23 protein-coding genes are annotated in these 24,766 nt (G+C 63.7%); 12 read left to right on the forward strand and 11 right to left on the reverse strand.

The window, feature by feature from the left end:
- The first annotated feature begins 25 nt into the window (after positions 1-25).
- The gene (locus ACVIIW_RS29105) at positions 26-247 is read left to right on the forward strand and encodes a DUF2842 domain-containing protein (protein WP_018320088.1); all 222 of its coding nucleotides are present in this window, start codon (positions 26-28) and stop codon (positions 245-247) included.
- Here ACVIIW_RS29105 and ACVIIW_RS29110 read toward each other — a convergent pair.
- Positions 231-1,280 carry a polysaccharide deacetylase family protein gene (locus tag ACVIIW_RS29110; protein WP_456703864.1) on the reverse strand — a complete coding sequence of 350 codons (1,050 nt, stop codon included), beginning with the start codon at positions 1,278-1,280 and terminating at the stop codon, positions 231-233. The genes ACVIIW_RS29105 and ACVIIW_RS29110 overlap by 17 nt on opposite strands.
- 129 nt (positions 1,281-1,409) lie before the next feature.
- On the opposite strand from ACVIIW_RS29110, the gene ACVIIW_RS29115 reads away from it, so the two are divergent.
- Positions 1,410-2,591 (forward strand): GNAT family N-acetyltransferase, encoded by a 1,182-nt coding sequence (locus tag ACVIIW_RS29115; protein ID WP_456703865.1) that lies wholly within the window; start codon positions 1,410-1,412, stop codon positions 2,589-2,591.
- A 46-nt stretch (positions 2,592-2,637) separates the two neighbouring features.
- Here ACVIIW_RS29115 and ACVIIW_RS29120 read toward each other — a convergent pair whose 3' ends face one another.
- Positions 2,638-4,869: a GumC family protein gene (locus tag ACVIIW_RS29120; RefSeq protein WP_456703866.1), complete on the reverse strand. Its 2,232-nt coding sequence runs from the start codon at positions 4,867-4,869 to the stop codon at positions 2,638-2,640.
- Between the two features lie 202 nt (positions 4,870-5,071).
- Between ACVIIW_RS29120 and ACVIIW_RS29125 the strand changes: the two genes are divergently transcribed.
- The 3 genes from ACVIIW_RS29125 to ACVIIW_RS29135 all read left to right on the forward strand — a co-directional run bounded on the left by ACVIIW_RS29125 (position 5,072) and on the right by ACVIIW_RS29135 (position 9,201).
- Complete coding sequence (locus ACVIIW_RS29125; protein ID WP_456703867.1) at positions 5,072-6,205, forward strand: glycosyltransferase family 4 protein; 1,134 nt, start codon at positions 5,072-5,074, stop codon at positions 6,203-6,205.
- Between the two features lie 117 nt (positions 6,206-6,322).
- Positions 6,323-7,870 (forward strand): undecaprenyl-phosphate glucose phosphotransferase, encoded by a 1,548-nt coding sequence (locus ACVIIW_RS29130; protein ID WP_456703868.1) that lies wholly within the window; start codon positions 6,323-6,325, stop codon positions 7,868-7,870.
- A gap of 74 nt (positions 7,871-7,944) precedes the next feature.
- Positions 7,945-9,201: an O-antigen ligase family protein gene (locus tag ACVIIW_RS29135; protein WP_456703869.1), complete on the forward strand. Its 1,257-nt coding sequence runs from the start codon at positions 7,945-7,947 to the stop codon at positions 9,199-9,201.
- On the opposite strand, the gene ACVIIW_RS29140 is transcribed toward ACVIIW_RS29135, so the two are convergent.
- A complete protein-coding gene (locus ACVIIW_RS29140) occupies positions 9,170-9,652 on the reverse strand; it encodes a MarR family transcriptional regulator (protein WP_456703870.1) in 483 nt (160 codons plus the stop codon). The two genes, ACVIIW_RS29135 and ACVIIW_RS29140, sit on opposite strands and share 32 nt — an antisense overlap.
- A gap of 148 nt (positions 9,653-9,800) precedes the next feature.
- On the opposite strand from ACVIIW_RS29140, the gene ACVIIW_RS29145 reads away from it, so the two are divergent.
- Positions 9,801-10,997, forward strand: coding sequence for an FAD-dependent monooxygenase (locus tag ACVIIW_RS29145; protein ID WP_456703871.1), 1,197 nt, complete (start codon positions 9,801-9,803; stop codon positions 10,995-10,997).
- A 153-nt stretch (positions 10,998-11,150) separates the two neighbouring features.
- Here ACVIIW_RS29145 and ACVIIW_RS29150 read toward each other — a convergent pair whose 3' ends face one another.
- Genes ACVIIW_RS29150 through ACVIIW_RS29160 form a run of 3 tightly spaced genes read right to left on the reverse strand, consistent with a single transcriptional unit; the run spans position 11,151 to position 13,931 of the window.
- The gene (locus tag ACVIIW_RS29150; RefSeq protein ID WP_456703872.1) at positions 11,151-12,329 is read right to left on the reverse strand and encodes a saccharopine dehydrogenase family protein; all 1,179 of its coding nucleotides are present in this window, start codon (positions 12,327-12,329) and stop codon (positions 11,151-11,153) included.
- Between the two features lie 9 nt (positions 12,330-12,338).
- Complete coding sequence (locus tag ACVIIW_RS29155; RefSeq protein WP_456703873.1) at positions 12,339-13,121, reverse strand: DUF169 domain-containing protein; 783 nt, start codon at positions 13,119-13,121, stop codon at positions 12,339-12,341.
- A 42-nt stretch (positions 13,122-13,163) separates the two neighbouring features.
- Positions 13,164-13,931: a YdcF family protein gene (locus tag ACVIIW_RS29160; protein WP_456705304.1), complete on the reverse strand. Its 768-nt coding sequence runs from the start codon at positions 13,929-13,931 to the stop codon at positions 13,164-13,166.
- A 191-nt stretch (positions 13,932-14,122) separates the two neighbouring features.
- On the opposite strand from ACVIIW_RS29160, the gene ACVIIW_RS29165 reads away from it, so the two are divergent.
- The 3 genes from ACVIIW_RS29165 (at position 14,123) to ACVIIW_RS29175 (ending at position 16,023) form a co-directional block, all read left to right on the forward strand.
- Positions 14,123-15,064 carry an acetamidase/formamidase family protein gene (locus ACVIIW_RS29165; protein WP_456703874.1) on the forward strand — a complete coding sequence of 314 codons (942 nt, stop codon included), beginning with the start codon at positions 14,123-14,125 and terminating at the stop codon, positions 15,062-15,064.
- Positions 15,065-15,265: 201 nt separating this feature from the next.
- Positions 15,266-15,463 carry a hypothetical protein gene (locus ACVIIW_RS29170; RefSeq protein ID WP_007603456.1) on the forward strand — a complete coding sequence of 66 codons (198 nt, stop codon included), beginning with the start codon at positions 15,266-15,268 and terminating at the stop codon, positions 15,461-15,463.
- 71 nt (positions 15,464-15,534) lie between these two features.
- On the forward strand, positions 15,535-16,023 hold the full coding sequence (locus tag ACVIIW_RS29175) for a GcrA family cell cycle regulator (protein WP_456703875.1): 489 nt from the start codon (positions 15,535-15,537) through the stop codon (positions 16,021-16,023).
- A gap of 283 nt (positions 16,024-16,306) precedes the next feature.
- Here ACVIIW_RS29175 and ACVIIW_RS29180 read toward each other — a convergent pair whose 3' ends face one another.
- The gene (locus ACVIIW_RS29180; RefSeq protein WP_456703876.1) at positions 16,307-17,851 is read right to left on the reverse strand and encodes a porin; all 1,545 of its coding nucleotides are present in this window, start codon (positions 17,849-17,851) and stop codon (positions 16,307-16,309) included.
- A 410-nt stretch (positions 17,852-18,261) separates the two neighbouring features.
- On the opposite strand from ACVIIW_RS29180, the gene ACVIIW_RS29185 reads away from it, so the two are divergent.
- On the forward strand, positions 18,262-18,768 hold the full coding sequence (locus ACVIIW_RS29185; RefSeq protein WP_456703877.1) for a MarR family winged helix-turn-helix transcriptional regulator: 507 nt from the start codon (positions 18,262-18,264) through the stop codon (positions 18,766-18,768).
- Positions 18,769-18,801: 33 nt separating this feature from the next.
- On the opposite strand, the gene ACVIIW_RS29190 is transcribed toward ACVIIW_RS29185, so the two are convergent.
- The 3 genes from ACVIIW_RS29190 to ACVIIW_RS29200 form a co-directional block, all read right to left on the reverse strand.
- Positions 18,802-19,917, reverse strand: coding sequence for an alpha/beta hydrolase family protein (locus tag ACVIIW_RS29190; protein WP_456703878.1), 1,116 nt, complete (start codon positions 19,915-19,917; stop codon positions 18,802-18,804).
- A 269-nt stretch (positions 19,918-20,186) separates the two neighbouring features.
- Positions 20,187-21,158: an SDR family NAD(P)-dependent oxidoreductase gene (locus tag ACVIIW_RS29195; RefSeq protein ID WP_456703879.1), complete on the reverse strand. Its 972-nt coding sequence runs from the start codon at positions 21,156-21,158 to the stop codon at positions 20,187-20,189.
- A gap of 142 nt (positions 21,159-21,300) precedes the next feature.
- Positions 21,301-22,209, reverse strand: coding sequence for a dihydrodipicolinate synthase family protein (locus tag ACVIIW_RS29200; RefSeq protein ID WP_456703880.1), 909 nt, complete (start codon positions 22,207-22,209; stop codon positions 21,301-21,303).
- Positions 22,210-22,524: 315 nt separating this feature from the next.
- Here ACVIIW_RS29200 and ACVIIW_RS29205 point away from each other — a divergent pair, with 315 nt between their 5' ends.
- Positions 22,525-22,764, forward strand: coding sequence for a hypothetical protein (locus ACVIIW_RS29205; protein WP_456703881.1), 240 nt, complete (start codon positions 22,525-22,527; stop codon positions 22,762-22,764).
- 82 nt (positions 22,765-22,846) lie between these two features.
- Here the strand turns inward: ACVIIW_RS29205 and ACVIIW_RS29210 are convergent, their stop codons facing one another.
- The gene (locus tag ACVIIW_RS29210; protein ID WP_456703882.1) at positions 22,847-23,818 is read right to left on the reverse strand and encodes an alpha/beta fold hydrolase; all 972 of its coding nucleotides are present in this window, start codon (positions 23,816-23,818) and stop codon (positions 22,847-22,849) included.
- A gap of 121 nt (positions 23,819-23,939) precedes the next feature.
- Between ACVIIW_RS29210 and ACVIIW_RS29215 the strand changes: the two genes are divergently transcribed.
- On the forward strand, positions 23,940-24,566 hold the full coding sequence (locus ACVIIW_RS29215) for a TetR/AcrR family transcriptional regulator (protein WP_456703883.1): 627 nt from the start codon (positions 23,940-23,942) through the stop codon (positions 24,564-24,566).
- Positions 24,567-24,766: the final 200 nt, after the last annotated feature.

Consider the following 24,766-nt stretch of genomic DNA (forward strand, 5'->3'; position numbering starts at 1 on the left):
TACGCGAAAGCCGCATTTTTCCGCCATGACGATCCGCACCCGCAAGTTCCTCGGCGCCATCCTGCTCCTGGTGCTGGCCACGGTCTGGGCCCTGCTCGGCATGGCGGCAGCACAAATGCCGTGGATTGCCGAGTCCGGCTGGCGTCAGGCGATCTATTACGTGGTCGTCGGGATGGGCTGGGTGCTGCCGGCAATGCCGATCGTGAGCTGGATGCAGCGGCCCGATCGCGTCAAGTCTGGCTCGTAGCGCTGCCCGTCGGTTTCACAGGCGCAAAGGCGACGCCGGAGACCAGAACGCGCATGACCCGCAGCGAGCGCACCCGTCCGTCCCAGGAAATCCGCGGCAGCGCGCGCAGATTGGTGCGCCCTTCCGCGTCGACGATGCCAGGGATGGTCGAGACCGCGCTGGCAAAGCCCGCCTCCTCCGCCATCACGACGTGGTTGCGCCGGAACGAGGAGCGATCGCCGTACGGAAACGCCAGATGCCGGATCTCGCGGCCGAAGGATGCTTCCGCCACCGCCTTGCCCATCGTCATCTCGCGCAGCGCAGCCGCGTCTTTCATATTGGCCAGCACGGGATAGTTTACGGTCGCACTGCCGATCGTGACCGACGGATCGGCAGCTAACCTGGCCAGATCCTCCCAATCCATCGACGCCTCGCGCGAGAGCGCGGCGAGATCGATGCTGTAGCGCGCGCAGAGATCTGCGATCGCGTCCGACAAATTGGCCGGCGGCAGCGAGCGCAGCCAGCTCTCGAGATGCGAAAACAGCACCTGCTTTTCGGCATTGCTGGTGGCCGTGAAGCGCTGCTCCTGGTCGCCCATCATCAGGCTGATGCGGCTCTCGCGCGCGATCACCCGCTCGAGCCCGAGCCACCACGCTTCTCCGACACCGTCAGGAAAGGCGGTGGGAACATAGACCGTGAACGGCACTGCGTGGCGCGTCAGCACCGGATAGGCAAAGCTGATGAGGTCCTTGGGCGCGCCGTCGAAGGTGAGCGCCACGAAGCGCCGTTTCTCCGGCAGCGTCACTGCGCGCCGGCAGACCTCGTCCATGCCGAGAAAATCGTAATTCCATCGCTTCAGCGCGCGAATGGCGCGATCGAGGAAATGCGGCGCGATCTCGCTTTCGCGCCGTGGCTGGAATGCGCCGCTCCGCCGCGGCCGCACGTGCTCGAAGCGCAGGATTGCGCCTGCGCCGCGGCTGTGCAGCAAGGGCTGGCCGCTGAACCAGGCCAGTTCGAGCCGCAACCGCTCCAGCCATCTGTCGTCTGATGCCAAAACCCCACCTTCGCGTTCGCCGGCGGCCAGTTCCCTGAGCTATTGTCATTACCCTTTGTTGACATTTATTTGCAAAGGTCGGCCACAGGCCGAAATACGTATTTTTCGTTTTCTCGACAGGTTTCGCGAATGACCATGGCTGCGGCGATGCAAAGCCGGACGGCGGAATCGCCAGCGCGGTCGAAAGCGAGCCGAATCGCGCATATCGACATCGTCCAAGATCTCGCCCAGGCTGAATTGGTCTGGCGCGCGTTCGAAGAGCCCGGTCATCTCTTCACGCCCTATCAGCGCTTCGATCTGCTGGGCTCATGGCAGCGATCGGTCGGAGAACGCGAGGGCGCCCGTCCCTTCATCGTGATCGCCCGTGACGCCGAGCACAAGCCGCTCGCATTGCTTCCGCTCGTGCTGCGCCGGGGCTACGGTGTGCGCACGGCCTGCTTCATGGGCGGCAAGCACACGACCTTCAACATGGGTCTGTGGAACGCCGAGTTCGCAGCACAGGCGATCGCCGCCGATCTCAACGCGCTGATCGCCGCCTTGCGTGACCGGGTCGACGTTCTCGCCCTGACGCAGCAGCCCAGACGCTGGCACGATCAACAGAATCCTTTCGTCCTCCTGAGCCAACAGAGCGCCATCAACGGCTGCCCGGTGCTGGTGATGGAACCGGGCGGCCTGCCCGCGTCGCGGATCAGCAACTCCTTCCGCCGCCGGCTCAAGAGCAAGGAGAAGAAACTCCAGGTGCTCGCCGGTTATCGCTATCATCTTGCTACGGCGGACGCCGACGTCACTCGCCTGCTCGACTGGTTCTTCCGCGTCAAGCCGGCGCGGATGGCGGAGCAGAAGCTGCCCAACGTGTTCGCCGAGCCTGGCGTCGAGCAATTCATCCGCAGCGCCTGCCTTGCGCCGCGCGGCGAAGGCCGCGTCATCGACATCCATGCTCTCGAATGCGACGACGAGGTGATCGCGATCTTTGCCGGCGTCGCCGACGGCCAGCGTTTCTCGCTGATGTTCAACACCTACACGATGTCGGAACACGGCCGCTACAGCCCGGGGCTGATCCTGATGCGGTACATCATCGACCGTTACGGCGAGCGCGGCTACCACTCGCTCGACCTCGGCATCGGGTCGGATGACTACAAGCGCATGTTCTGCAAGGACGACGAGGACATCTTCGACAGCTTCTTGCCCTTGACCTCGCGCGGCAAGCTCGCGGCGATGGCGATGTCCTTACTCAACCACGGCAAGCGCCTGGTCAAACAGAACCAGGTGCTGTTCGACCTGGCCCGCCGGCTGCGCCAAGCGTTCGGGTAGCAAATTCGCGTCGGCGGATACCTGTCTTGCAAGCCTTCTCCCGGGCCTATGCCGCGACCACGCGCGGCGTCTCACCGGCATCCGACGGCTGCACCGGCCGCTCCAGCATCTTCACGTCGCTGAACCCGACGGCCTTGAGCTGCTCGCACATCAGCGCACGTGCATCCGCCTCCATCGAGACGTCAGGTACCACGACGGCGCGGGCGTTCGTCGTCAGGAGTTCTGCCGGCAATTCGGAGGCGGCGCCGGCATCGAGCAATACGTAGTCATAGGCGCGCAGCAATGCGTCGACTGCGAGCGTGACCCGGGGCGACTGGAGCAGGCTATGATCGAAGCCGGGGCGTCCGGCCATGACCAGATGGAGCCGCGAGAGCTTGTCGCGGGTGATGATCTGGGCAAACGAAGCCTGCCCCTGCATCAGTTCGGCAAGCCCCGGGGCCGCGGCGTCGACGGAGATCGCCGCGATCATCGGCGAAGACGCGGCAAGATCAACCACGACGACGCGCGCGTCGCGAGCCAGATGCCGGGCGAGCGTCAACGCCGACAGCGTGATGGCGTCGCCCGGTGCGGTACCAAGCACGGTGACTTTCTTCGCGTTCACGCCGGCAGCCCTCAGGCCCTCGGCCAGCTGCGCGATCTCGGCAAATTCGTTGAGATCGGCATCGGCGGTCATGTCCGGCTGGAGCGGCGCCGGATCCAGCTCCACTTGATCCACTACCGGCTCGCGACGGCCCACGGCGGACGCCAGGGTGACGACGGCGCGCGGCGCCGTCTGGCGCAGGAGTTCACCGGTGACGACGAGACCCGACGAAAGCAGAAGGGTCGCCAGCGTCGCGATCAGCACGATCGGCAGCTTCTTCGGATAGGCCGGCGTGTTCGAGACGATGGCACGCGAGATGATGCGACCATCGCTAGGCGCCGTGTCGATGGTCTCGCGGGTGTTGGCCTCGCGGTATTTGGCCAGATACGATTCGAGCAGGTCGCGCTGCGCCTTGGCCTCGCGTTCGAGCGCGCGGAGCTGGACATCCTGGCCGTTGGTCGAGGTCGCCTGCTTCTTCAGCTGTTCCAGGCTCGCCGACAATTCCTGAACGCGCCCGCCAGCGACCCGCGCGTCGTTTTCGAGCGAACGGGCTATCTTGGCAGCCTCGTCGCGGATCTGGTTGTCGAGGTCAGCGAGCTGCGCCTTCAATTCCTTGATGCGCGGATGGTTGCCGAGCAACGTCGACGATTGTTCCGCCAATTGGGCTCGCAACGCCACGCGCTGCTGCGACGGCGTGCGCAACGCCTCCGAATTCAGCACCTCGGAGGCCTCGATCGGCTTGCCGCTCTGGAGCATTTCCTTGATCAGCCGCGCTTTGGCCTCCGCATCCGCCTTCAGCGCACGCGCATTGTTGAGCTGGGTGTTGACCTCGCCCATCTGCTGGTTGGACAGCGTCGTGTTGTTGGTGCCGACGAACAGCGACGATTTCGAACGGAAATCCTCGACCTTGGCCTCGGCATCGGAGACCTTCTTGCGCAAATTCTCGATCTCGCCGGCGAGCCACTGGCTGGCGTTCTTGGCCTGGTCCTGGCGTGCGTTCTGCTGGAGCACGAGATAGCCGTCCGCGATCGAGTTGGCGACGCGGGCAGCGAGATCCGGGTCAGCCGACTGGAATTCGACCACGATCACGCGCGACTTGTCGACGGCGTAAGCCTGAAGGCGATCGTAGTAGGCGTCCAACACGCGCTCTTCCGGCGTCATCGAGAACGGGTCGCGGACGAAGCCGAGCAGCGCGGCGAGCGATTTCAGCGGCGAGACGCCTTGCAGAACCGGATCGAACTCCGGCCGCTCGGCAAGCTTGTTCTTCTTGATGATCTCGCGCGCGAGATCGCGCGACAGGACGAGCTGCACCTGGCTGGTGACAGCCTCGGGGTCGAGCGCTTGCCGCTCTTCAGTGCTGCGATCGCTGCTTGGGCGCAGGAAGACATTCTCGCGACCGTCGATCAGGATGCGAGCTTCCGATTTGTAGCGCGCCGTGATGAGATTAACGATGGCGACGGATGCGACCAGCGCCAGCACCGTCGGCACGATGATCCAGCCGCGCTTGCGCGCAAGTGCGCCGCCGAGCGCGTGCAGATCGATGTCACCGGATTCGGCCGGCGCCTCTCTTGCGGCGATCGGCGCGGGCCTGGCTTCAACCTTGGGCTTCGTTTCGGGCTTGGCCTCGACCTTGGCCTTCGAAACCGCCCGCTCGATGACGGCCTTGTCCTTGCCGGCACGCCAGAACGCTAAACGCATCGAACACTCCCGAAGGGCAACGCCACTCATCCACCTCAACGGGACCGATTACACTCCATTAAGGTTGCCGCTGGGTTAATCACGCCGTCTCGCGGACAGCGCATACGCGCTCGTCACCCTTTGTTAACCACGAGCCCCCTTAATCCATTTCGATATTTCGAGAACATTGTTCGGCAGTCGCCGTCGAGCGCTGGTTGTGATCATGCCCCCTTCTCCCGACCAGTCGCTCCGAATCCTGCATGCCGTGCGCGCGCCGGTTGGCGGCATCTTTCGGCACATCCTCGACCTCGCCAACGGTCAGGTCGCTCGCGGCCACCATGTCGGGATCCTCGCCGACAGTCTCACCGGGGGCGAACGTGCGGACAAGGCGCTGGCCGAGCTTGCGCCGCGGCTGAAGCTCGGCGTGCACCGGCTTGCGATCCGCCGCGAACCCTCGCCGGAGGATTTCCTGGTGTGGCTGCGCATGCAGCGTCTGATCGCCACGCTCAAGCCCGACGTCATGCACGGCCACGGCGCCAAGGCCGGCGCCTTCGTGCGGATGCGACGCCGCGCGAACGACACCATCCGCATCTACACGCCACACGGCGGCTCGCTGCACTACCCGCTCAACACCCTGAAGGGCGAGTTTTACGCGCGCCTCGAACGCACGCTGATTCACGCGACGGACCTGTTCCTGTTCGAGAGCGCCTTTGCCCGTGACACCTACCAGCGCATCGTCGGCACGCCCGAAGGGGTGGTTCACTGCGTCTTCAACGGCGTGACGCCGGAGGAGTTCGAGCCCGTCGTCACGGCCGACGACGCCACCGACCTCGCCTATGTCGGCGAATTCAGGCACATCAAGGGCGCTGATCTGCTGGTTGATGCGGTGGCGCTCCTGCACGAGCGCGGCAAGAAGGTCACGTTGACGCTCGGCGGTGACGGCGAGGAGACGGCGGCGTTGAAGGCGCAAGTCGAGCGCCTCCACCTGACGGAGGCAATCCGCTTCATCGGCCACGTCAAGGCGCGCTACGGCTTTTCCAAGGGGCGGCTGCTGGTGGTTCCCTCGCGCGGCGATTCCATGCCTTACGTCGTGATCGAGGCGGGTGCGGCCGGCATCCCCATGATCGCGGCGCGTGTCGGCGGCATCCCCGAGATTTTCGGTAGCGATAGCCCGTCCCTGTTCGCCGCCAGCAACGCCGAAGCCATGGCCGAGGCGATCGCGGCCGCGCTGGGGGATCCTCAGGCTACCGCGCAACGCGCATCCGCCTTGCGCGAGCGCATCTCGGCGCATTTCTCCCAGCAGGCCATGGTCGACGGCGTGCTCGCGGGCTACCGGGATGCATTTGCAAATCATTAACCATCCTTAATCCGGTTTTAGAGAATCTTCCGATTTGTCCGATAATCGAAGCGCCAGGGGATGCACGCCCGGGGCGCAAAGCGGCGCCACGGGTTTTCGGAATGGACATGGACACGCGTGGAACCGCTCAACGCACGCTCGATGCTCGACGCCGCAACCAGTGCCGTGGCGGAGCCGGCTGAGTCAGCCTTCGTCGAACGCCGTCGTCGGCTCACTCCGGCGGCGCTCGATGTCGTCAACCAGAAGGTCGCCCGCGCCTATTCGCCGATCGTGATCGCCGGGTTTGCGCGCGTGATCGATTTCGTACTGCTGAGCCTCGTCGGCATCGCCTTGTATATCGGTTACGTCGTGCCGGTCGTCGGCTTCAGCTGGGTGTATCCCACGGAGATCGCCGCCGTTGCGATAGCCGCCGTGGTCTGCTTCCAGGCTGCGGACATCTATCAGGTACAGCTGTTCCGCGGGCAGCTCCGGCAGATGACACGGATGATCTCGTCCTGGTCGTTCGTCTTCCTGATGTTCATCGGAATCTCCTTCTTCGCCAAGTTCGGCAGCGAAATCTCGCGGCTGTGGCTCGCTGCGTTCTACTTCCTCGGCCTCGCCGCGCTGGTCGCCGAACGACTGATCCTCCGCTCCCTGGTGCGGAGCTGGGCCCGGCAGGGCCGGCTCGACCGCCGCACCATCATCGTCGGCTCCGACAGCAACGGCGAGCAGCTGGTCGAGGCGCTGAACGCGCAAGAGGATTCCGACATTCACGTGCTCGGCGTATTCGACGACCGCAACGACAGCCGCGCGCTCGATACCTGCGCCGGCGCGCGCAAGCTGGGCAAGGTCGACGACATCGTCGAGTTCGCCCGCCGCACCCGCGTCGATCTGGTGTTGTTTGCACTGCCGATCTCGGCGGAGACGCGCATCCTGGAGATGCTGAAGAAGCTCTGGGTGCTGCCGGTCGATATTCGTCTCTCCGCACACACCAACAAGCTGCGCTTCCGCCCCCGCTCCTATTCCTATCTCGGCGAGGTGCCCACGCTCGACGTGTTCGAGGCGCCCATCACCGATTGGGACCTGGTGATGAAATGGCTGTTTGACCGTATCGTCGGCGGTCTCGCGCTGCTCGCAGCCCTCCCCGTGATGGCGCTGGTGGCGCTGGCGGTGAAGCTGGACAGCCCCGGTCCGGTACTATTCCGCCAGAAGCGGTTCGGCTTCAACAACGAGCGTATTGACGTCTACAAATTCCGCTCGATGTATCATCACCAGGCCGACCCGACCGCCTCGAAGGTCGTGACCAAGAACGATCCACGCGTCACCCGCGTCGGCCGCTTCATCCGCAAGACCAGCCTCGACGAGCTGCCGCAGCTCTTCAACGTGGTGTTTTCAGGCAATCTCTCGCTGGTCGGCCCGCGTCCACACGCGGTACAGGGCAAGCTCCAGAGCCGCCTGTTCGACGAGGCCGTCGATGGCTATTTCGCGCGCCACCGCGTCAAGCCGGGCATCACTGGCTGGGCCCAGATCAACGGCTGGCGCGGCGAAATCGACAACGAAGAGAAGATCCAGAAGCGGGTCGAGTTCGACCTCTATTACATCGAGAACTGGTCGGTACTGTTCGACCTCGTCATTCTCCTGAAGACGCCGATCTCGCTGCTGACCAAGAACGAGAACGCGTACTGAGTTTGCATCGCGCCGGCTCGGGCGCCGGGGCAATGACTGCGAGTTTTGTGGCGTACCAATAGCGTGAGCGCGTGATGGCGTATGCGGCAACAGCCGGTGGAATGAAACTAGCCGCACCGGCCGCGCCCGGCGTTCTGGCCCTTCAGCGCGCGCTGGTGTGGCTGGTCGGGGCCTCGGGCGCGATCGTCTTCATCGAGCCGAGCCCCTACGAGATGGCGACGCTGCTCGCCGCCGTCGCCTTCTTCGCCACCGGCCTGCGCCTGCGGCTGGTGCTGATGCCGCTGGTGCTGGCGCTGGTCCTGCTCAATGTCGGCTACACCATGAGCGCGATCCCGCTGCTCGACCAGTCCGAGGTCGCAAGCTGGATCGCGACCTCCTGGTACATGGCAGTAACGGTTGTGTTCTTCGCCATGGTCACCTCCGAGGACACGGCGGCGCGGCTCGACATGCTGCGCCGTGGCCTCGTGGCCGGTGCGATGGTCGCCTCGCTGTCGGCGATCGCGGGCTATTTCAACCTCGTTCCCGGCGGCCACGATCTGCTGACACTCTACGAGCGTGCACGCGGCACGTTCAAGGACCCGAACGTGCTCGGCGCTTTTCTGATCCTGCCGGCGCTGTTTGCCCTCCAGAGCGTGGTTTCGGACAAGCTCGTCAAGGCCTTCCGCAATGTCATCGCCTTCGGCATCATGTCGCTGGCGATCCTGCTGGCCTTCTCGCGCGCCGCCTGGGGCGGACTGATCCTGACTTCGGCCTTCATGCTGGCGCTGATGGTGCTGACCAGCCGCACCAATGCGCAGCGTTCGCGCATCATCATCATGGCCATTGTCGCAGTGGTGCTGGGCCTGGCGCTGATCGCAGTGCTGCTGTCGTTCGACTCCGTCGCCGAGATGTTCAAGCAGCGCGCGAGCTTCGACCAGAGCTATGACGAAGGCCGTTTCGGCCGGTTCGGCCGGCACATCCTGGGCGCGCAGATGGCGCTCGACCTGCCTTTCGGCATCGGCCCGCTGCAATTCCACCGCTTCTTTCCTGAAGACACCCACAATTCCTATCTGAACGCCTTCATGTCCGGCGGCTGGCTCTCCGGCGTATGCTATCCCGCGCTGGTCTTCACCACCGTCATCACGGGATTCCGCCACATCTTCGTCCGCGTGCCCTGGCAGCGCACTTATCTTGCGATCTTCGCCGCCTTCGTCGGCACCGTCGGCGAAAGCTTCGTGATCGACACTGACCACTGGCGCCATTTCTGGATGATGCTGGGCGCGATGTGGGGCATGATCGCGGCCGCGCAAGCTTACAAGATCAGGTCTGACGAGGACGCTTCGTCCGCTTGAGTTTCAGCGCTGGCCTCTTCTCGGGCGCTGTGTCGATCAGCCCCTTCAGCGTCGCTGTCGCAGCAATGATGCTTTTGTAGCCCTCGTTGGCGAAGCGCAGCAGCAGCCGCAGTTCCTCGTCCGAATAGGCATTGAACATCTTCTCCATCGCCTGCTGCATCGGCACGTAGAGTTGGCCGATCTTCATCGCGGTCTCCGGCACGACGGCGATATAGACCTTGCGGCGGTCAGTCTCGTCCCGCTCGCGGCGCACCAGCCCCGCCTTCTCGAGCCGATCGACGACACCGGTGATGGCCCCGGTCGTCAGCCCCGTGACTTCGGCGAGCCGGCCCGCGGTCACGCGCCCCTCGAGATAGAGGATGTCCATGCATTCGAGATCGGAATTGGCAATCCCGGCCACGTTTGCCACGGCTTGTCCGTAGAGCACGCCCTGCGCAGAGGACCTGCGCATTGCCTCCTCCAGTTCAGCCAACAACGCCGCGCGCGCTTTCGTCCTTGACAAGGTCGGCCCCATATCTTAGTCGATATATATCTTAGCCACTAAGAGAATTAGTGACCGTAATTTCTCCTAACACCACGGAAACGTCGGGAGCAAGCCTATGTCATATCGTCCCCGCAAAGCCCTGATCATCGGTGCCGGCATCGCCGGACCCGTTGCCGCGATCCTGCTGCGCCGTGCCGGCATCGAATCGGCGATCTACGAAGCCTGGCCTTATTCCAAGGGCATCGGCGGCGGCCTGCAGATCGCGCCGAACGGCATGCATGTGATGGACGAGATCGGGCTCGCGGACGAGCTGATCAGCCGCGGCTCCATCGCGGAGTCCTTCGACTTCTACTCGCAAGAAGGCCGGCTGCTCGGCTCGATGAACCGCGACATGGCGCGGCGTTTCGGTCAGCCCGCCGTCAACATCTCCCGCGCCGCGCTGAACGAGATGCTGATCGACAAGGCCTGGTGTGCCTGTGTCTCGCTCTATTTCGACAAGCGCCTGATCAAGATCGAGGATCGCGGCGATCAGCCTGTCATCGCCTATTTCGCCGACGGCACGACGGCCGAGGGCGACTTCCTGATCGGTGCCGACGGCGTGCACTCGATCACGCGGCGTCAGGTGGTGCCTGATGGTCCCACACCGTTCAACACCGGCCTGATCGGCTTTGGCGGCTTCGTGCCGCATGCGGTCCTCCGCGGCCGGGAGATCGGCCGCCGTGTCGAGACCACTTTCGGCCAGAGCGGCTTCTTCGGCTACGGATATTGCAGCCCGGACCCGAAGGACGGCGCGATGTGGTGGAGCACGCAACCGGCGCACGGCATGGATGCCGCGATGTTCCGGGCATTGGACGCGCAGACCTTGAAGCAGCATCTGCGTGGTTTCCATCGCGGCTGGCACGATCCGATCCCTGATATCATCGACGCCGCCGAGAACATCGTGGTCACCGATACGCTCGACGTCGCGACCCTGCCGACCTGGTCGCGCAAGCGCTCGCTGCTGATCGGCGACGCCGCGCATGCAACCAGCCCGCATGCCGGCCAGGGCGCCTCGCTGGCGCTCGAAGATGCGATGCGGCTCGCCCGTCTGATGCAGGAGGGCCAGGAACTGAGCGCTACGTTCCAGGCCTTTGCGGCGGAGCGGCGCCCGCGCGCGGAAAAGATCGTGGCCATCGCCCGCCGCAACGGCAACAACAAGCGCGAGTTGAGCGCCGCCGGCGCGTTCATCCGCAATCAGATGATCAAGTTGCTGTTGCCGCTGGGATCGAAGACCATGGATTTCATGTACGCATATGATGCGCGGGCGGCGTAGCTTGTTATTCACCCTCTTCCCGTTCTTACGGGAAGAGGGTTGGGGTGGGTTGCCTCAGCGCTGACAATAAGAATTGGACTCGCGGAGAGCCCCCTCACCCGCCACGCTTCGCGTGTCGGCCTCTCCCCGCAAGCGGGGCGAGGCGAAGAGCACTTACGCTTCCACCTCGAACGTCAGCCCTGCATTGTCCCGCAGCCGCTGGATCAATTTGTGCTGCATGGCTGCACCGGGCGTCCAGAATCCGGCAGCGACGTCCGTTGTGTCGCGCAGCATGCAGATCGCGCATTCCGAGATCATCTTCGAGGTCGAGCCGTAGCCGGGATCTCGGTCGCCGGTGACGCCCGCACGGACCATGCGGCCGTCGGGCGCAATTGCGACATAGAGCAAATTGAACAGCCCGTTCTCACGCTCTTCCTTCGACGGCCCCTCGCCCGGCTTCGGCGCGCTCGGGCCGGTTTTCTCGGCATTGGCCGCCATCACGCGCTTGGCGTTGGCCTCTCCCTTCTCGCCGGGACCGGTCAGAACCATCTCGTCGTACACGAAGTCCTGGCCGTAGGGAAAGCCCATCAGCATGTTGGAGCGGTGAACGTTGCGGGTGTTGATCAGCGCCATCATGAACGGCGCGGCCCAGGATTGCAGGTCGTCCTCGAGCAGCGGCTTGTTACCCCTCGGCTGCTTCGGTCCGGTGAAGCCGGGCGTCAGCGCGAACGGATCGTTCAGGATTGCGACGAGGCTGATGTCCTTGGCGACCGCATCGAAGGTCGCCTTTGCGCTTGCCGCGGTGCCGCCCGAGAGCGTGCCGCGCATATCGCGCACGCGGCCCTTCACGCGCGCGGCCGGAGCCCCGAACGCGCGTTTGGCCTCTTCCTGCACGAAAAACGTACCGAGTTCGAACGGCACGGAGTCAAAGCCGCAGGAGAACACGATGCGCGCGCCGCTGTCCTTCGCAGCCGCCTCGTATTTGTCGATCATCTGCCGCATCCAGATCGGCTCGCCGCAGAGATCGAAATAGTCCGTGCCTGTGGCGACGCAGGCAGCCAACAGTTCCTCGCCGTAGAGCTGATACGGACCGACCGTCGTGATGACGGACATCGTGCGCTCCGCCATCGCCTTCAGCGAGGCGGCATCCGACGCATCGGCCACGATCAGCGGCGTATCGGCGGGCGCGCCGATGGCGTCGCGCACGGATTTGAGCTTGTCGAGGCTGCGGCCCGCCATCGCCCATTTCAGGGAGACGTCGCCCTTGTAATGCGCCGCCAGATATTCGGCGACGAGCCGACCGGTGAAACCGGTCGCGCCATAGACAACGATGTCGTACTTCGCGGAGCTCATGACTGGCCTTTATTTCTTTGCGTAACTCACGCCCATGCCGGCGCGGACGTCGCTTTGAATTCCATAGGGCGGGATCGGATAGCGCAGGCCGTTCTTGGCCAGCGCCTTCATGCCCTCGATCGCCTTGGCGAGATGATGAGGCTTCAAGGCCATCAGCATCTCCTCGTCCGGCACGCCGCCATAGCGCCGTTCGGCATAGCATGGCAAGGACAGGCTGGGCTCGCCGGTCTTGAGCGCCCTGCCCCAGGAATCCGCGCAAGCGGTCTCGCCGACCACGCCCCATTCGAACTTCTTGTAGCCGGTATATTGCAGCCCGTTGATCAGGATGATCATCTGCCCGGGCGTGGCATAGACGAGGCAGATATCGGGCGGATTGAGCCGGCCACTGGCGAGCGGACTGACGGCGAGTGCCTGATATTGCCCGAACGGAACCACATCCAGCGCTTCCTGGCGCTTGCGCGCATCCTCCGCCGTGCCGTGCCAGACGCCGACATAGTTTTCGCCGGCGAGCCATTTGTCGTCCTGTGGCGCAAGACCGATCACCGCGCGGCACTGCGCGCCGACGAGATCGTCGCCGGTGATGCCGACTGTCCAGCCGAGCCGCGAGGCCATGCTGACGATCTGGTCGGTGGTGTGGATTGCATTCGGCCGCCGTATCTTCGGGATCGCCTCCATGTCGGCGGCGCGCGCGAACAGCTTCATGCCTATGACCGTCGTCTTCAGCCGCAACAGGCTGTTGAGATCGGCCACGAGGGCGGCAAGATCGATCGTACCGGTGGCTTGCTGCTGCATGGATTCCTCCCGACGCGGATCGTTGCACTTCTGCGGTCTGTTCTAGTCCTTGGCCGGCCCGGGAAGCAACTCGCCGGTCCTGCCCATCAGGCGGTAGGCCAGAAGGCCGATCCACTCGCGCACGGCCACATCGGTTCGACCAAGGCCGTCCGCGCCGATATTGGTGAAAGAGAACAGATCGTCACGACCGCCCATCCGCCAGTCGACGGGATAGGCTTGGACGTCGAAGCCCGCTTTGCGGAAAATGCCGATCGAACGTGGCATGTGGTAGGCCGACGTCACCAGCAACCAGTGTTCGCCCGGCTTCGGTGCCACCGAACGTTTCGTGAAGATCGCGTTCTCGTAGGTGTTGCGCGAGTCTCGTTCCACGATCAGGCGCTCTTTCGGGATGCCGATGCTTTCCAGGATCGGCACGGAATAATCGGCTTCCCTGGCATCGGTCGAGACCAGGTTCGCAGAGCCTCCGGTGAAGACGATCCGTGCATTGGGATAGCGGCGCGCTAGATCGGCCGGCGCGAACAGGCGATCGGCTCCGTGTGAGACCACCGGCGTGTGATGCGCCGCCGACAGTTCGGTATCGACGGAGCCGCCCAGCACGATGATGCCGTCGGGCGCACCGCGCGCCGGATCCCACGCCGGAAAGCGCGATTCCAGCGGATAGAGCAAGAGATTGCCGAGCGGCGAAAATGCGGCGAGCGCGAGCAGAACGAGCGTCGTCGCAGCGAGTTTCCGCCCGAGCCCGGCAAAGCGCGTTGCCATCAGCACCACCGAGATGATCCCGAGCTCGACCAGAAGATTGATCGGCAGCACCGCAGCGCCAAGCGTCTTGGACAGAACGAAAAACAGGGGAGCCTCGCTGAAATGATCGTGCCGACGACACGCAGGCTTGACCCGCCCGCCTGTCTTCAGAAATCTTCTTGGAAGAGGATCGATTGCCGGGTCAAGCCCGGGCATGTCAGGTTCTCATGACGAGTTCTGATGAAACCGGATGGACGCGGCAAATGACCCATCACCACCTGCATTCGAGCCCCGAAACCTGCCATTGGGGCTTCTTCGAAGCCGCGCTCAAGCCCGTTCTCACAGTCGCCAGCGGTGATGAGGTGACCATCGATACCGTCAGCGGCGGTCCCGACGTTCTGCCCGACCGCAGCAAGTTTCACATCCCGCCTGAAATGTTCGAGGTTCACGCCAGAAACGAGCGCATGCTCCCCGGCCACATCCTCACCGGTCCCGTCGCGGTCGACGGCGCCGAACCCGGCGACGTGCTGGAAATCGACATCCTCGACGTCCAGCTGCGGCAGGATTGGGGCTGGAATCTCATCAAGCCATTGTCCGGCACCCTGCCCGACGAATTCCACGAGACGCGCATCCTCAACATCCCGCTGGACCGGTCGCGGATGGTCGGCCGCATGCCCTGGGGTCTCGAGCTGCCGCTGAAGCCGTTTTTCGGCGTGATGGGCGTGTCCCCGCCGCCCGCCTGGGGCCGCATCTCCTCGCTGATCCCGCGCGCGATGGGCGGTAATCTGGACAACAAGGAACTCGGCGCCGGCGGCAAACTGTATCTGCCGGTGTTCGTTCCGGGCGCGATGTTCTCCTGCGGCGACGGCCACGGCGTGCAGGGCGACGGCGAGGTCTGCGTCACCGCGATCGAGACCGCGCTGCAAGGCCGCTTCCGGCTGACGCTGCGCAAGGATTTGAGGTTCGATTATCCGCGCGCGGAAACCTCGACCCATTACATGACCATGGCGATGGACCCCGACCTCGACCAATGCGCGGTGCGGGCGCTGCGCGACATGATTGTGCTGCTCGGCGAGATCAGGGGCCTGTCGCGCGAGGACGCTTATACGCTGTGCAGTCTCGCGGCCGATTTGCGGGTGACCCAGACCGTCAACGGCTCCAAAGGCATCCATTGCATGATCGAAAAGACGATCGTGCACGGCTGAGCCCGGCTCGCACCTCCTGACCTGCCTACGCCACACCGCCGCGCGGCCTATCGCGCGGAGCGCGCGATTGCGTCCTTTTTTCCTAGCGATTCCAAGGTGCTGAACCACCGTCATAACCCGGATTTGACTTTCACCCCCGAACCTAAATAGACTCTTAATCGTTACTTTTATGTACCCGAGTAAGAGGCTAGCGTTCGGGCCATGGCCACCGAAAAAGCCGAGACTGACCGCATTCCCGTAACCCTGGCGCTCTCGACCATCACCTACCTGGAGAAGTTGGTGAGACAGGGCACCCACGGCACCAGCGTTCCCGGCGTCGCACGTACCTTGATCGAAGAAGGCATCCGTCTCGCCATCAAGGACGGGCTTTTGTCGATTCGCGACAATGGCAGGACGTGAACGCGCGCCGGACGTGAAGCGGACGATCTCAGCGACTTCTGGCCGGATGTCGCAACCTGGGACCGTCACAAATGCCTGTTCTCTCACCAACCTGGACCGTTGAACGAATTGAACTTCTGAAGCAGCATTTCGAGGCTGGCCTGTCCTGCCGCGAGATCGCCGCCGACATCGGCGTCAGCCGCAACGCCGTGATCGGCAAGCTGTCCCGGCTCAATCTCACGCGCGGCCGCACGGTCGACGAGCGCAGGCTCCAAGACGGAAATCGGGACAGGAGCAACGCCCACCGCGCGCCCAAAGCGGTGCCGCGGCTGCAATTCGAAATGCTCGCCACGATCTACGGCGAGCCGGACGCGCCTGTGGTGACCGGACCGATCGACGAAGCCAATCGCTGCTCGCTGATGGAGCTCGGAAAGTCCAGCTGCCGATGGCCGATCTCGACGCCGGGTGCGGAGGATTTCTGCTTCTGCGGCAATGCCGCGCACGACGGGCAGCCTTATTGCGTCGGCCACAGCCGCCTCGCCTACCGGCCGAATTCCCGGGCGCGTGTCGTGCGCGGCTGAAGGGAGCCACGCCCTCTCCTCACAACGAAAAACCTCCGGCAGGGCACTACCGGAGGTTTCTGGAGGCTTAGCGTGAGCTAAGAGCCGTGACTTATCGAAACCGGCTAAGCACCATATAGCTGATCAACTCAGGTAAGTAAATAAATTAGTTCCGGTCAAATCGCATAGCTCGTCTTCGCTGCCCGCGCAGGAGACTTCCGACTTTGAGAATCGGGGTTTCTCCAAGAAAAAGCCCCGGCGGTGGCCCGCCGGGGTTCTCTGATGGAGATATCGCGATCGATGATCAGAAGTTGCGCTGAGCGCGCAGCATCATGGTGACCGAGTTCTGATCCTTCAGCTCATACACCGCGCCCGGCTTGGCGGCGGTCGCAATCGCCGGAGCAGTGATGGCGCCGGAGTACTTCTGGTCCAGGCGCGACCAGCTCAGGTCCGCGGTGAACGCCAGGTTCTTCACCGGAGTCCAGACGGTGTTGACACCGACGACGCCGAAGTTGAAGTCAGGGTTACAGGTCGAACCGGCCACGGCAATCGTCGCGAAGTTGGCGCAGATCAGGCTCTTGCCCGTCGAGCCATACTTCAGCTGGGCATAGCCACCATAGACGGCGCTCGTCCAGTTCGGGCTCCAGTTGTGGGTATAGCCACCACGGACGCCCCAGGTCTTGACGGTGTCGATGCCGGTACCCGTTCCGAAGACGCCGTCAGCAAGGCCGGCGAAACCGATGCTCTGATACGCGGAGCCGCTGCCGCCGAACATGAAGAAGCTCTGCGGGAACAGGCTCTGGAAGTTGTAACGCGTCGCACCGTCCGTGTAGACGGCCTGCAGGTTGACGTTGTCGCCCGCACCGGTCGGGATGTTCTTGATCGACAACGAACCCTGCACAGCCCAACCCCACTTGTCCTCCGGGTGACCGGTGGATTCCGTCGAGCCGTAGTAGGCCGTATGGAGATCATGCGCAGCGACCGAGATCTGGGCCAGACCCCACGCCTGGTCGACACGGACGGCACCGATGATGTCGGGGGAGCGCGTTCCACCCCAATCGTTGGTGCCGTAATTGCCCTGGATGAGGGCGGCAGCAGCGTTGGCAGCCGCAGAATTCGTCACGACGACACCGGAGCCATTGACTGAGCTGGAGGCAGCGAAACCATTGGCGTTCCAGAGGTTCGACTGGCCGTTGTTCGCCGAGGTCTCATCTTGCAACGCGAGCGAAGCGGTGATGCCCTGGCCGAACTCAGCCGTGTACGCAACCTGGTTCACGCCGTTGACGTGGTTGGAGCCGCCCGGAATGCTATCGGGACCGCCAGCCGGATAGCTCTGCCACGGGGCATCGAAGATCGAGACCGTGCGGCCGAAGGTGAAGCCGGCGAACTGGATGAACGCATGGTAGAGGCCGAGCGAGGCCGAGTTGGACGAGATCGCCGACGGATTGCTGCCGGTGACGTTGGCCGAGTCGTAGCTGAAGACCATATCGGCGTAGGTGCGGACGACGCCGTATTCGGTCGCCGTGCGGGTGTCGACATTGAGGTCAAAACGAGCGCGGCTGTAATAATAGTTGGTCAGACGGTTGTTCGACCCGCCGTTCGCACTGCTCGTGCTGTTGTTGAAACCATAGTCGCCTGCGCCGCCGAGAATTGCGTCGGCGCGGACGTAACCACCCAGCTTGATGCAGGTGTCGGTGCCCGGGATGTAGTAGAAACCCGCACCGTACAGCGAGCAGATCTTCACGTATTCGACGGCCTTGGCCTTCAACGGAAGATCAGCCGCATGCGCTCCACCGACGGCGATCAGACCCGCCGCAGTGCCGAGCAAAAGGCTCTTCGCCACTTTCATTTAAAACCTCCAAGTTGCTCATTTCACGGAGATCGGACCGTAAGGCCCCCCAGATCCCCGTCTCTTCATCAAATCCGCTCGGAGGCTTCGCGCTTTCGGACACCCCCGATCGAGACGCGAGGGACGTGAGCGGACCACCTGCAACGGGACGATCGAGAACCCCCACCGTCAGGGATCAATATGCCTGCGCCGTTCCATTAATCAAAATAGTTTATTAGATCAGCTTTGTGGTTTCACTAACCCTGTGTCTGCGGCGCAACACCGGACCTGGACCAAAATGCTGATCGGCTCATATTTGTAATTTCCGTGACAGAATTACCCTGCTCTGACACTTGCGTCGGGGCAGGCTTGCGTGGACTATGCCCAATGCGAAGACTGGCGAGAAAGAATCAGCTTGCGGGAGTGACGCTGTGTCAGCGACGAGGAAAGAAGGGGCGCGCCTCCGCCCCGCAGGCAATCTCGATATCATCAGGCGATTCACCTGGGAGATATCGTCGATCAACATGTATCTGGAGGAGCTGCGCCAGTTCTGGGCGAGGACGCTCGGCATCAGCGGACCGCAATGGCTGATCCTGATGGCGATTTCCGACCTCGACAAGGACGACGGCGTGCCCGTCAACGTGGTCTCCAAGCTGCTTCACGTCGACCCGTCCTTCGTCACCACCCAGTCCAAGCTACTCGAGAAGAAGGGCCTGCTGCGCCGCCGCCCCTCGCCGACCGACGCCCGCGTGGTGCGGCTGTCGCTGCTCGAAAAGACGCAGAAGCACATCGCGAGCCTCAACGAGCAGTACAAGACCATTCGCGAATTCGTCTTCCAGGAGTTCGATGAGAACGAGCTGACGGAATTCACCGCCAAGCTCGCGACACTGAAGACCCGCCTCGAGAAGGCCTGCGTCAGGATCTCCCTCGACTTCTGAGGCGCAAATCCCTTTTCGATGCCGGCGCTGCGCTCAGGTCTGCCTGCCGGTGGCGCCGAGTTGCGATTCGAGCCAGTCAAAAATGTATTCGTTGGCAAGGGTCGGGTTGTCGGCATGGGCCTGCGCCGCGCCGGTCTCCGCCGCCGTGAACACCTTGAGTACGACGTCCGAACTGCCGAGCCGCGATGTCTGCACGATCTGACGCGCCCGGTCCGGCTCGAGCCAACCATCCTCGCCCAACGTGATCAGCACGGGACATTCGGCGCCCGAAGCCATCAGGGGCGCATGCGGCACCGGGACGATGCTGAGGTCCCTCATTGCAAAGCGACTGGCAAAGAACGATCGCTCGTGCAGATCCCAGAGACCTCCATCACACACGGCCGCTGCAAACCGCGGCTCCTGCAACACGGCGCGTGCAACGAACGAGGAGCCCCACCCGTCGGCCACGATCGCAACGCGATCGAAATCGACGTCGCTTCGCAGCTCCAGGTAATCCATCGCGCTGGCGATCGAGCTCTCGAGGTCCCGACGCTGCAGCAACACGTCGACATAGTCGTCGCGCTCCTCGCCGAGCAGATCGAGCGCCAGCATCGCGAATCCGCGATCGCGCGCATGCGGCGCAAGCTTGACCAGAAATTCCTCCTTGCGATGTCCGGGCTCGCCGATGCAGATCACGGTCGGAGCGCGACCGTTCGTCGCAGGCGCAGGCAGGAAATAGCCCTGCAGGGAATGGCCTTCGACCCATGGGATCGTCGCGACCTCGCCGGCTGGCCCGCGTGCCGTGAGGAAACGGCGGGCGCATTCCTGCATCGCAAGCACCGCGACCCAGCGGCGCTCGTCGGCGGGATCGAGCGGCATCGCAGCCGCGCTGTAGTAGTTCATTGCGCGCAGCCAGTTGCGCTGCGCGGTCACCATATGGCCTTCGGCAAACGCCGCTTCGGCACGATGCCTGTTGGCCCGCGCCAGCTTCTTCCACTCGCGATGCCAGGACTGTTCGTCGCCGCGGTTCAGCTGCCGCGCGATCATCAGGCATTCGGCGATGGTGGCGCCGCCCTCCTGGGCCGCAGTGAGCAGCCGTGTGAACTCAGCGGAGATATCCTCGCTCTCCGGGCAGAGGACAAAATCGTCGGAGAGGCATGCGGGTATCATCGGGGCTACGCTTAATGATGGCGTTAGCCTGATTGAATAAACTATTTTAGTTCACCAACCAAGCTGGGTTGCGCCGAATGGGACCCGTTCGAGATCACCATCGCTTGAACAAATCACACATGGCACGCGTGACATCCCGTCCGACCATGAGGACGACGCGCGCGCGAGGCAGGTAAAATTCGCCGCGCAAATTTATCCGAGCAAAATGACCGCCGGACCTCTTGCGATGATAAGCGTCATACCTATATCCGCGCGCGCTCGTTGACAGTTCAGCCAAGCCGCCAGCCGACGTCCCGGGTAAAGGCGTCGAAGAATGCCCTGTCATAGGCCTGCTCGGGCGTCGCGCGTACGCGCTCGTCGAGGCGATTTGCGTCCTCGCCAACGAGAATACGCCATCGCTCCGCCTTCACGCCATCCAGAATGATCTTGGCCGCCTCCGCGGCCGTCGTCGGCGCGTCCTCGAGGAAGCTGCGGGCGCGCTCGGCGAATACCGCCTGGATGTCCTCGTCCGACATTTTGTCAGCATCTGGCACGCCTGCCGCAACCATGCGCTTGCGGGTCAAGACGACCTCGTCGGCATTGAGACGCGCCGAGCCGTCAGAGCTTTGCAGCTTGCGCGAATTGGAGACGATCGAGGTGCCGATATGGCCGGGCATCACCACCGAGCATTTGACATGCGGCGCGTGCAGGCGAAGGTCGTTGATCAGCGCCTCGGTAAAGCCCTTCACCGCGAACTTCGCCGCGCTGTAGGCGGTGTGCGCCTGGTTCATACCGACCGAGGCCCAGAAGCCGTTGACGCTGGCGGTGTTGACGATGTGGGCTTCGTCCGCCTTGACCAGCATCGGCAGGAAGGTGCGGACGCCGAGATAGACGCCCCCCCAACAGATGTTGAAGGTGCGCTCCCACTGCTCCCGCGTGTTGGTGAACAGGCTGCCGCCGCCGCCGATGCCGGCGTTGTTGAACAGCAGATGGATCTTGTCGGTATCCTGCTGCTCGGTGAGCTCATCGCGAAAACGCTTGAGATGATCCTCGATCGAGACGTCGGCGAAGTGAGTCGTGACGCGCAGGCCCTGCGGCAGCTTGTCGGCCTCGCAGAGCCGCTTGGTCTCGGCCATCGCGGCTTCTGAGACGTCGCACATCGCGACATTGCATCCCTCGGCAACGAGCTGCCGGGCGAGCTCCCGCCCCATGCCTGTGCCCCCACCGGTGATGACGGCGATCTTTCCAGCGAACTCCTTCATGGGACTTCAGCCCCTCCCCTTCTCGGCATGTTTCTTCGTTGGCGCGCCGCGGCCGCGATGCCTGCAAAATGTAGCAGCGCCGCACCCGCAGGTAAAAGCGGATCGGCGCTGCGTCTGCACATCGATCATTTCGGCGCGGGGACTATTCGGCCGCCTCGATCTGCCTCCCGTCCAGCGCGCCGAGCGCCTCCAGCGCCTTGCGGATCGCGGCCTGCTGCGCGGGCGAAGCCTCCGGCATCGGCGCACGCGGGTATGTCTTCGGCAGCCCCTGGAGCGTCTGCGCGTAACGCGTACAGGCCGGCAGGTTGTCGGCGATGACAGCGTTCCACAGCGTCAGCAGCTTCTTGTGCAGATCGAGCGCGCGTGGATGATCGCCCGCCTTCACCGCATCCCACAGCGCCACGGAGGCATGCGGCGCAGCGGTCAGGATCGCGGCGATCGAGCCATGGGCTCCCAGCGTGTAGGACGGATACATCAAGGCATCGACCGCGCTGTAGATCAGCTTGTCCGGCGCCATCATCATGAGATCCGCGAACAGTTTGAGATCGCCCGCACTCTGCTTGACGCCGATCACCAGCGGCACCTCGGTCATGATTCGCGTCAGCAGCGCCGGCGACAGATACGACCACGGCACCACGTTGTAGATGATGATGGGCATGCCGGTCTCGTCGGCCATGGCGCGGAAATGCGCCACCATCGCCTCCTCGTCCGGCTTGAACAGATAGTGCACGGGCGTGACCTGGAGGGCGGCGACATCCATGTCGCGCACCAGCTTGCCGCGGCGAATCGCATCTCGCGTGGAGTCGACGATAATACCGGCGATGACGGGAATACGTCCCTTCACCGCTTCGACTGTCGCCGCCATCAGATCACGATATTCCTCGTGGTCGAGCGTCTGGCCTTCGCCGGTCGAGCCGCCCGCCGCCACGCCATGCGCGCCGGCACCGATCATCCAGTCGACCTGGCGTGCCACGAGTTTATGGTCGATCTCGCCGTCTTTCCGGAACGGCGTCGTCATCGGCGGAATCACGCCGGTCGGTCGTACCTTCATGGTCTACCCTCGCATTTCCTTTGTCCTGGCGGTCCCGCTCTCATGGCGAGTACTCCGCAACGTCGCGAAGCGTATCGGCTGGGCCGGTCTTGTGAAGCGCTGATGGCGCGGCGCTGCCCCCACAATCCATCATCGCTGCCTTGAGTCCTGTGGGTTCCCCGTCGTTGCCCGGCTTCGGTTTAGGATCATTTTTTGCAATCCGAATCGTCAAACCAGACGCCGGCTGAGCCGGCCCGGGCGGCGTCACTTGGCGCACAGGCTGTGGCACTCGGCTTGCATCCCCTCGTGCTCGAAGCTACCGATGAGGTGACTGGTATGTTCATGACCGTCGTTGCCGTGCTCTGCCGGCTTGGCGCCGCTGCTTCAGGCAGCTGTGTCGAGGAAATGGTGACCGACAGCAACATGACGCCCGATATGTCGATGATGGCGTGTGCAGTCGGCGCACAAGCCCCGCTCGCGAAATGGATGGGCGAGCATCCGATCTACCACGCCAATTGGCGCCTCGAGCGCTTCAAATGCGTGCCGGGTCGCTACGAGATCAAGGGCCAGGCCTAACGGCCTGCAAAACTACTCATAGCGAGGAGAGCCGTCTTGTCTTGCGGGCAGCGCGTAGCGTGAACACGATCACACCTTCGCTCTAAGCCACCGCACGCAAGATCATCGCTCGCGCGCGTCGCCCCTCCGGGGTCGGCATCAGTGCGTAATTATGCGGCTGGTCGCGCAGCAGATGCAACTCCACCAACACCCCCGCCGCCCTTGCCCGCTCCGAGAGTGCGACGCTGTCCGGATAGAGCAGATCGCGCGTCCCCGAAAAGATCGTCATGGTCGCGAGCGAACGGAAGGCACCGTTGAGCGGGCTGACGAAGGGATGGCCGACATCGAGCTCACCGGCATAGAGCCGTCCCGCCTCGATGATGCCCGGAATGTCCTGGATCGGATCGCGCGCCGCGATCTCCGTCTGCTCTGGGCGGCTGACCGTCGCGTCGACGCCCGGCGAGATCAGCACCAGCCGGCCCGGTTGCCGATGTCCGCGATCGCGCAGCCACTGGCACGCGGCAAGCGCGAGGCCCGCGCCAGCTGAATTGCCGACCACAGTGACCTTTGCAGCCCCGGCATCCTCCAGCAGCATCCGCAACAGCTCAGCCGTCGCCGGCACGACGTCCTTGGCTGTCGCGCGCGGCGCCAGCGGATAGATCGGCACGACGCAGACGACGCCCGCCTTGCGCGTCATCTGGCCGACGAAGCGCCAATGCGCCGGCGCGATCTCGTTGATATAGCCGCCGCCGTGCAGGAACATGACGTGGTTGCAGCCCTCGTGGCCCGAGGACGGTGCCGTGTAATAGACCGGCCATCCGCCCATCTTCGTCAGGGTCACCTCGACCCCGCGGCCAAGCCCCCTAGGCTCGTGCGAGGCCGGCTCCAGCGCGAGCCTCTGAACATGTGCCTGCACGGCCTCGGCCGAGGCAAGCTGCTTCTTGTAGGGAAGCAGCCCGAGGAGCCAATTGAAGACGCGGCTCTGCAAGCTCGGCGGAGGATCGTTTGAACGTGTCGCCCACGAGAAATTGCATTCGCAAAGCCGCCCGATCGACAGCATCTTCGCAACGCTCATGCTCCTGCCCTCATTTGCCGGGTCCGGCCGGCACCATTCTGCTTCTATCCTTGCATCGCCGACCTCCGCTATAATGCGAGCAATCGCTCGCTTTTCCTACTCGCATTCGAAACCGCAGGCCATGGCGCGCAAGGCAGCGACAAAACCCCGGAAAAAAGCCTCGCAGGAGCGATCCCGCGCCACGGTCGATGCGCTGGTCGAGGCAACTGCTCGCATTCTGGTTCGCGAAGGCTTTGAGAAGACGAGCACCAACCGGATCGCCGAAGTCGCCGGCGTCAGCGTCGGCTCGCTCTACCAGTATTTTCCGGGCAAAGAGGCGCTGGTGGCCGCCGTGATCGATCGTCACAACGAGGAGATCATGGCGCTGGTCCGCGCAGCGCTCGTCGAAGTCGCCGAGATGCCGATCGAAAAAGCCGTGCGCCGCCTCGTCACCGTCGCGATCGAGGCGCATCGCATCAAGCCCGAACTGCATCGCGTCCTCGCCGAGCAGATCCCGCGTGCGGGCAAGCTCGACGTCGAAGCCTACAACCGCGAGATCCACGCTCTCGTCCGCGCCTATCTCGACAGCCGCAAGGAGATGCGCAAGGTCGACCTCGATGTCGCAACCTTCATCTGCGTCAGCGCGATCGAGGCGGTCGCGCATAACGTGGTGCTGAACCGGGTCGAGATCCTGCCGGAGAAGATTGTGCGGACGCTGGTGGATGAAACGACGCAAATGGTGGTGGGGTATCTGCGGCGGTCCGCGTAGCGACGTCCGGCACAGAATGACTCCGGGCTGTCCTTCGACAGGGTTACGGCCGACATGTGCGAGGATCGGGCGCGCCCCGTTACAGAATCGTCGCTCTTCAAGAATACGTGCGTTGGTCGCTCCTGGGGTTGAACCGCGTACAGAAGCCCCATCTATGCGGGCGGCGAAATACCTGATAAAGTAAATTGATGCAGTCACAA

The sequence above is a fragment of the Bradyrhizobium sp. USDA 4449 genome (assembly GCF_054056275.1).

Coding starts and splice junctions, on each gene's coding strand:
- ACVIIW_RS29105 (WP_018320088.1), top strand. CDS start 26: ATGACGATCCGCACCCGCAAGTTCCTCGGCGCCATCCTGCTCCTGGTG.
- ACVIIW_RS29115 (WP_456703865.1), top strand. CDS start 1,410: ATGACCATGGCTGCGGCGATGCAAAGCCGGACGGCGGAATCGCCAGCG.
- ACVIIW_RS29120 (WP_456703866.1), bottom strand. CDS start 4,869: ATGCGTTTAGCGTTCTGGCGTGCCGGCAAGGACAAGGCCGTCATCGAG.
- ACVIIW_RS29125 (WP_456703867.1), top strand. CDS start 5,072: ATGCCCCCTTCTCCCGACCAGTCGCTCCGAATCCTGCATGCCGTGCGC.
- ACVIIW_RS29135 (WP_456703869.1), top strand. CDS start 7,945: ATGGCGTATGCGGCAACAGCCGGTGGAATGAAACTAGCCGCACCGGCC.
- ACVIIW_RS29140 (WP_456703870.1), bottom strand. CDS start 9,652: ATGCGCAGGTCCTCTGCGCAGGGCGTGCTCTACGGACAAGCCGTGGCA.
- ACVIIW_RS29145 (WP_456703871.1), top strand. CDS start 9,801: ATGTCATATCGTCCCCGCAAAGCCCTGATCATCGGTGCCGGCATCGCC.
- ACVIIW_RS29150 (WP_456703872.1), bottom strand. CDS start 12,329: ATGAGCTCCGCGAAGTACGACATCGTTGTCTATGGCGCGACCGGTTTC.
- ACVIIW_RS29155 (WP_456703873.1), bottom strand. CDS start 13,121: ATGCAGCAGCAAGCCACCGGTACGATCGATCTTGCCGCCCTCGTGGCC.
- ACVIIW_RS29165 (WP_456703874.1), top strand. CDS start 14,123: ATGACCCATCACCACCTGCATTCGAGCCCCGAAACCTGCCATTGGGGC.
- ACVIIW_RS29170 (WP_007603456.1), top strand. CDS start 15,266: ATGGCCACCGAAAAAGCCGAGACTGACCGCATTCCCGTAACCCTGGCG.
- ACVIIW_RS29175 (WP_456703875.1), top strand. CDS start 15,535: ATGCCTGTTCTCTCACCAACCTGGACCGTTGAACGAATTGAACTTCTG.
- ACVIIW_RS29180 (WP_456703876.1), bottom strand. CDS start 17,851: ATGAAAGTGGCGAAGAGCCTTTTGCTCGGCACTGCGGCGGGTCTGATC.
- ACVIIW_RS29190 (WP_456703878.1), bottom strand. CDS start 19,917: ATGATACCCGCATGCCTCTCCGACGATTTTGTCCTCTGCCCGGAGAGC.
- ACVIIW_RS29195 (WP_456703879.1), bottom strand. CDS start 21,158: ATGAAGGAGTTCGCTGGAAAGATCGCCGTCATCACCGGTGGGGGCACA.
- ACVIIW_RS29200 (WP_456703880.1), bottom strand. CDS start 22,209: ATGAAGGTACGACCGACCGGCGTGATTCCGCCGATGACGACGCCGTTC.
- ACVIIW_RS29205 (WP_456703881.1), top strand. CDS start 22,525: ATGTTCATGACCGTCGTTGCCGTGCTCTGCCGGCTTGGCGCCGCTGCT.
- ACVIIW_RS29210 (WP_456703882.1), bottom strand. CDS start 23,818: ATGAGCGTTGCGAAGATGCTGTCGATCGGGCGGCTTTGCGAATGCAAT.
- ACVIIW_RS29215 (WP_456703883.1), top strand. CDS start 23,940: ATGGCGCGCAAGGCAGCGACAAAACCCCGGAAAAAAGCCTCGCAGGAG.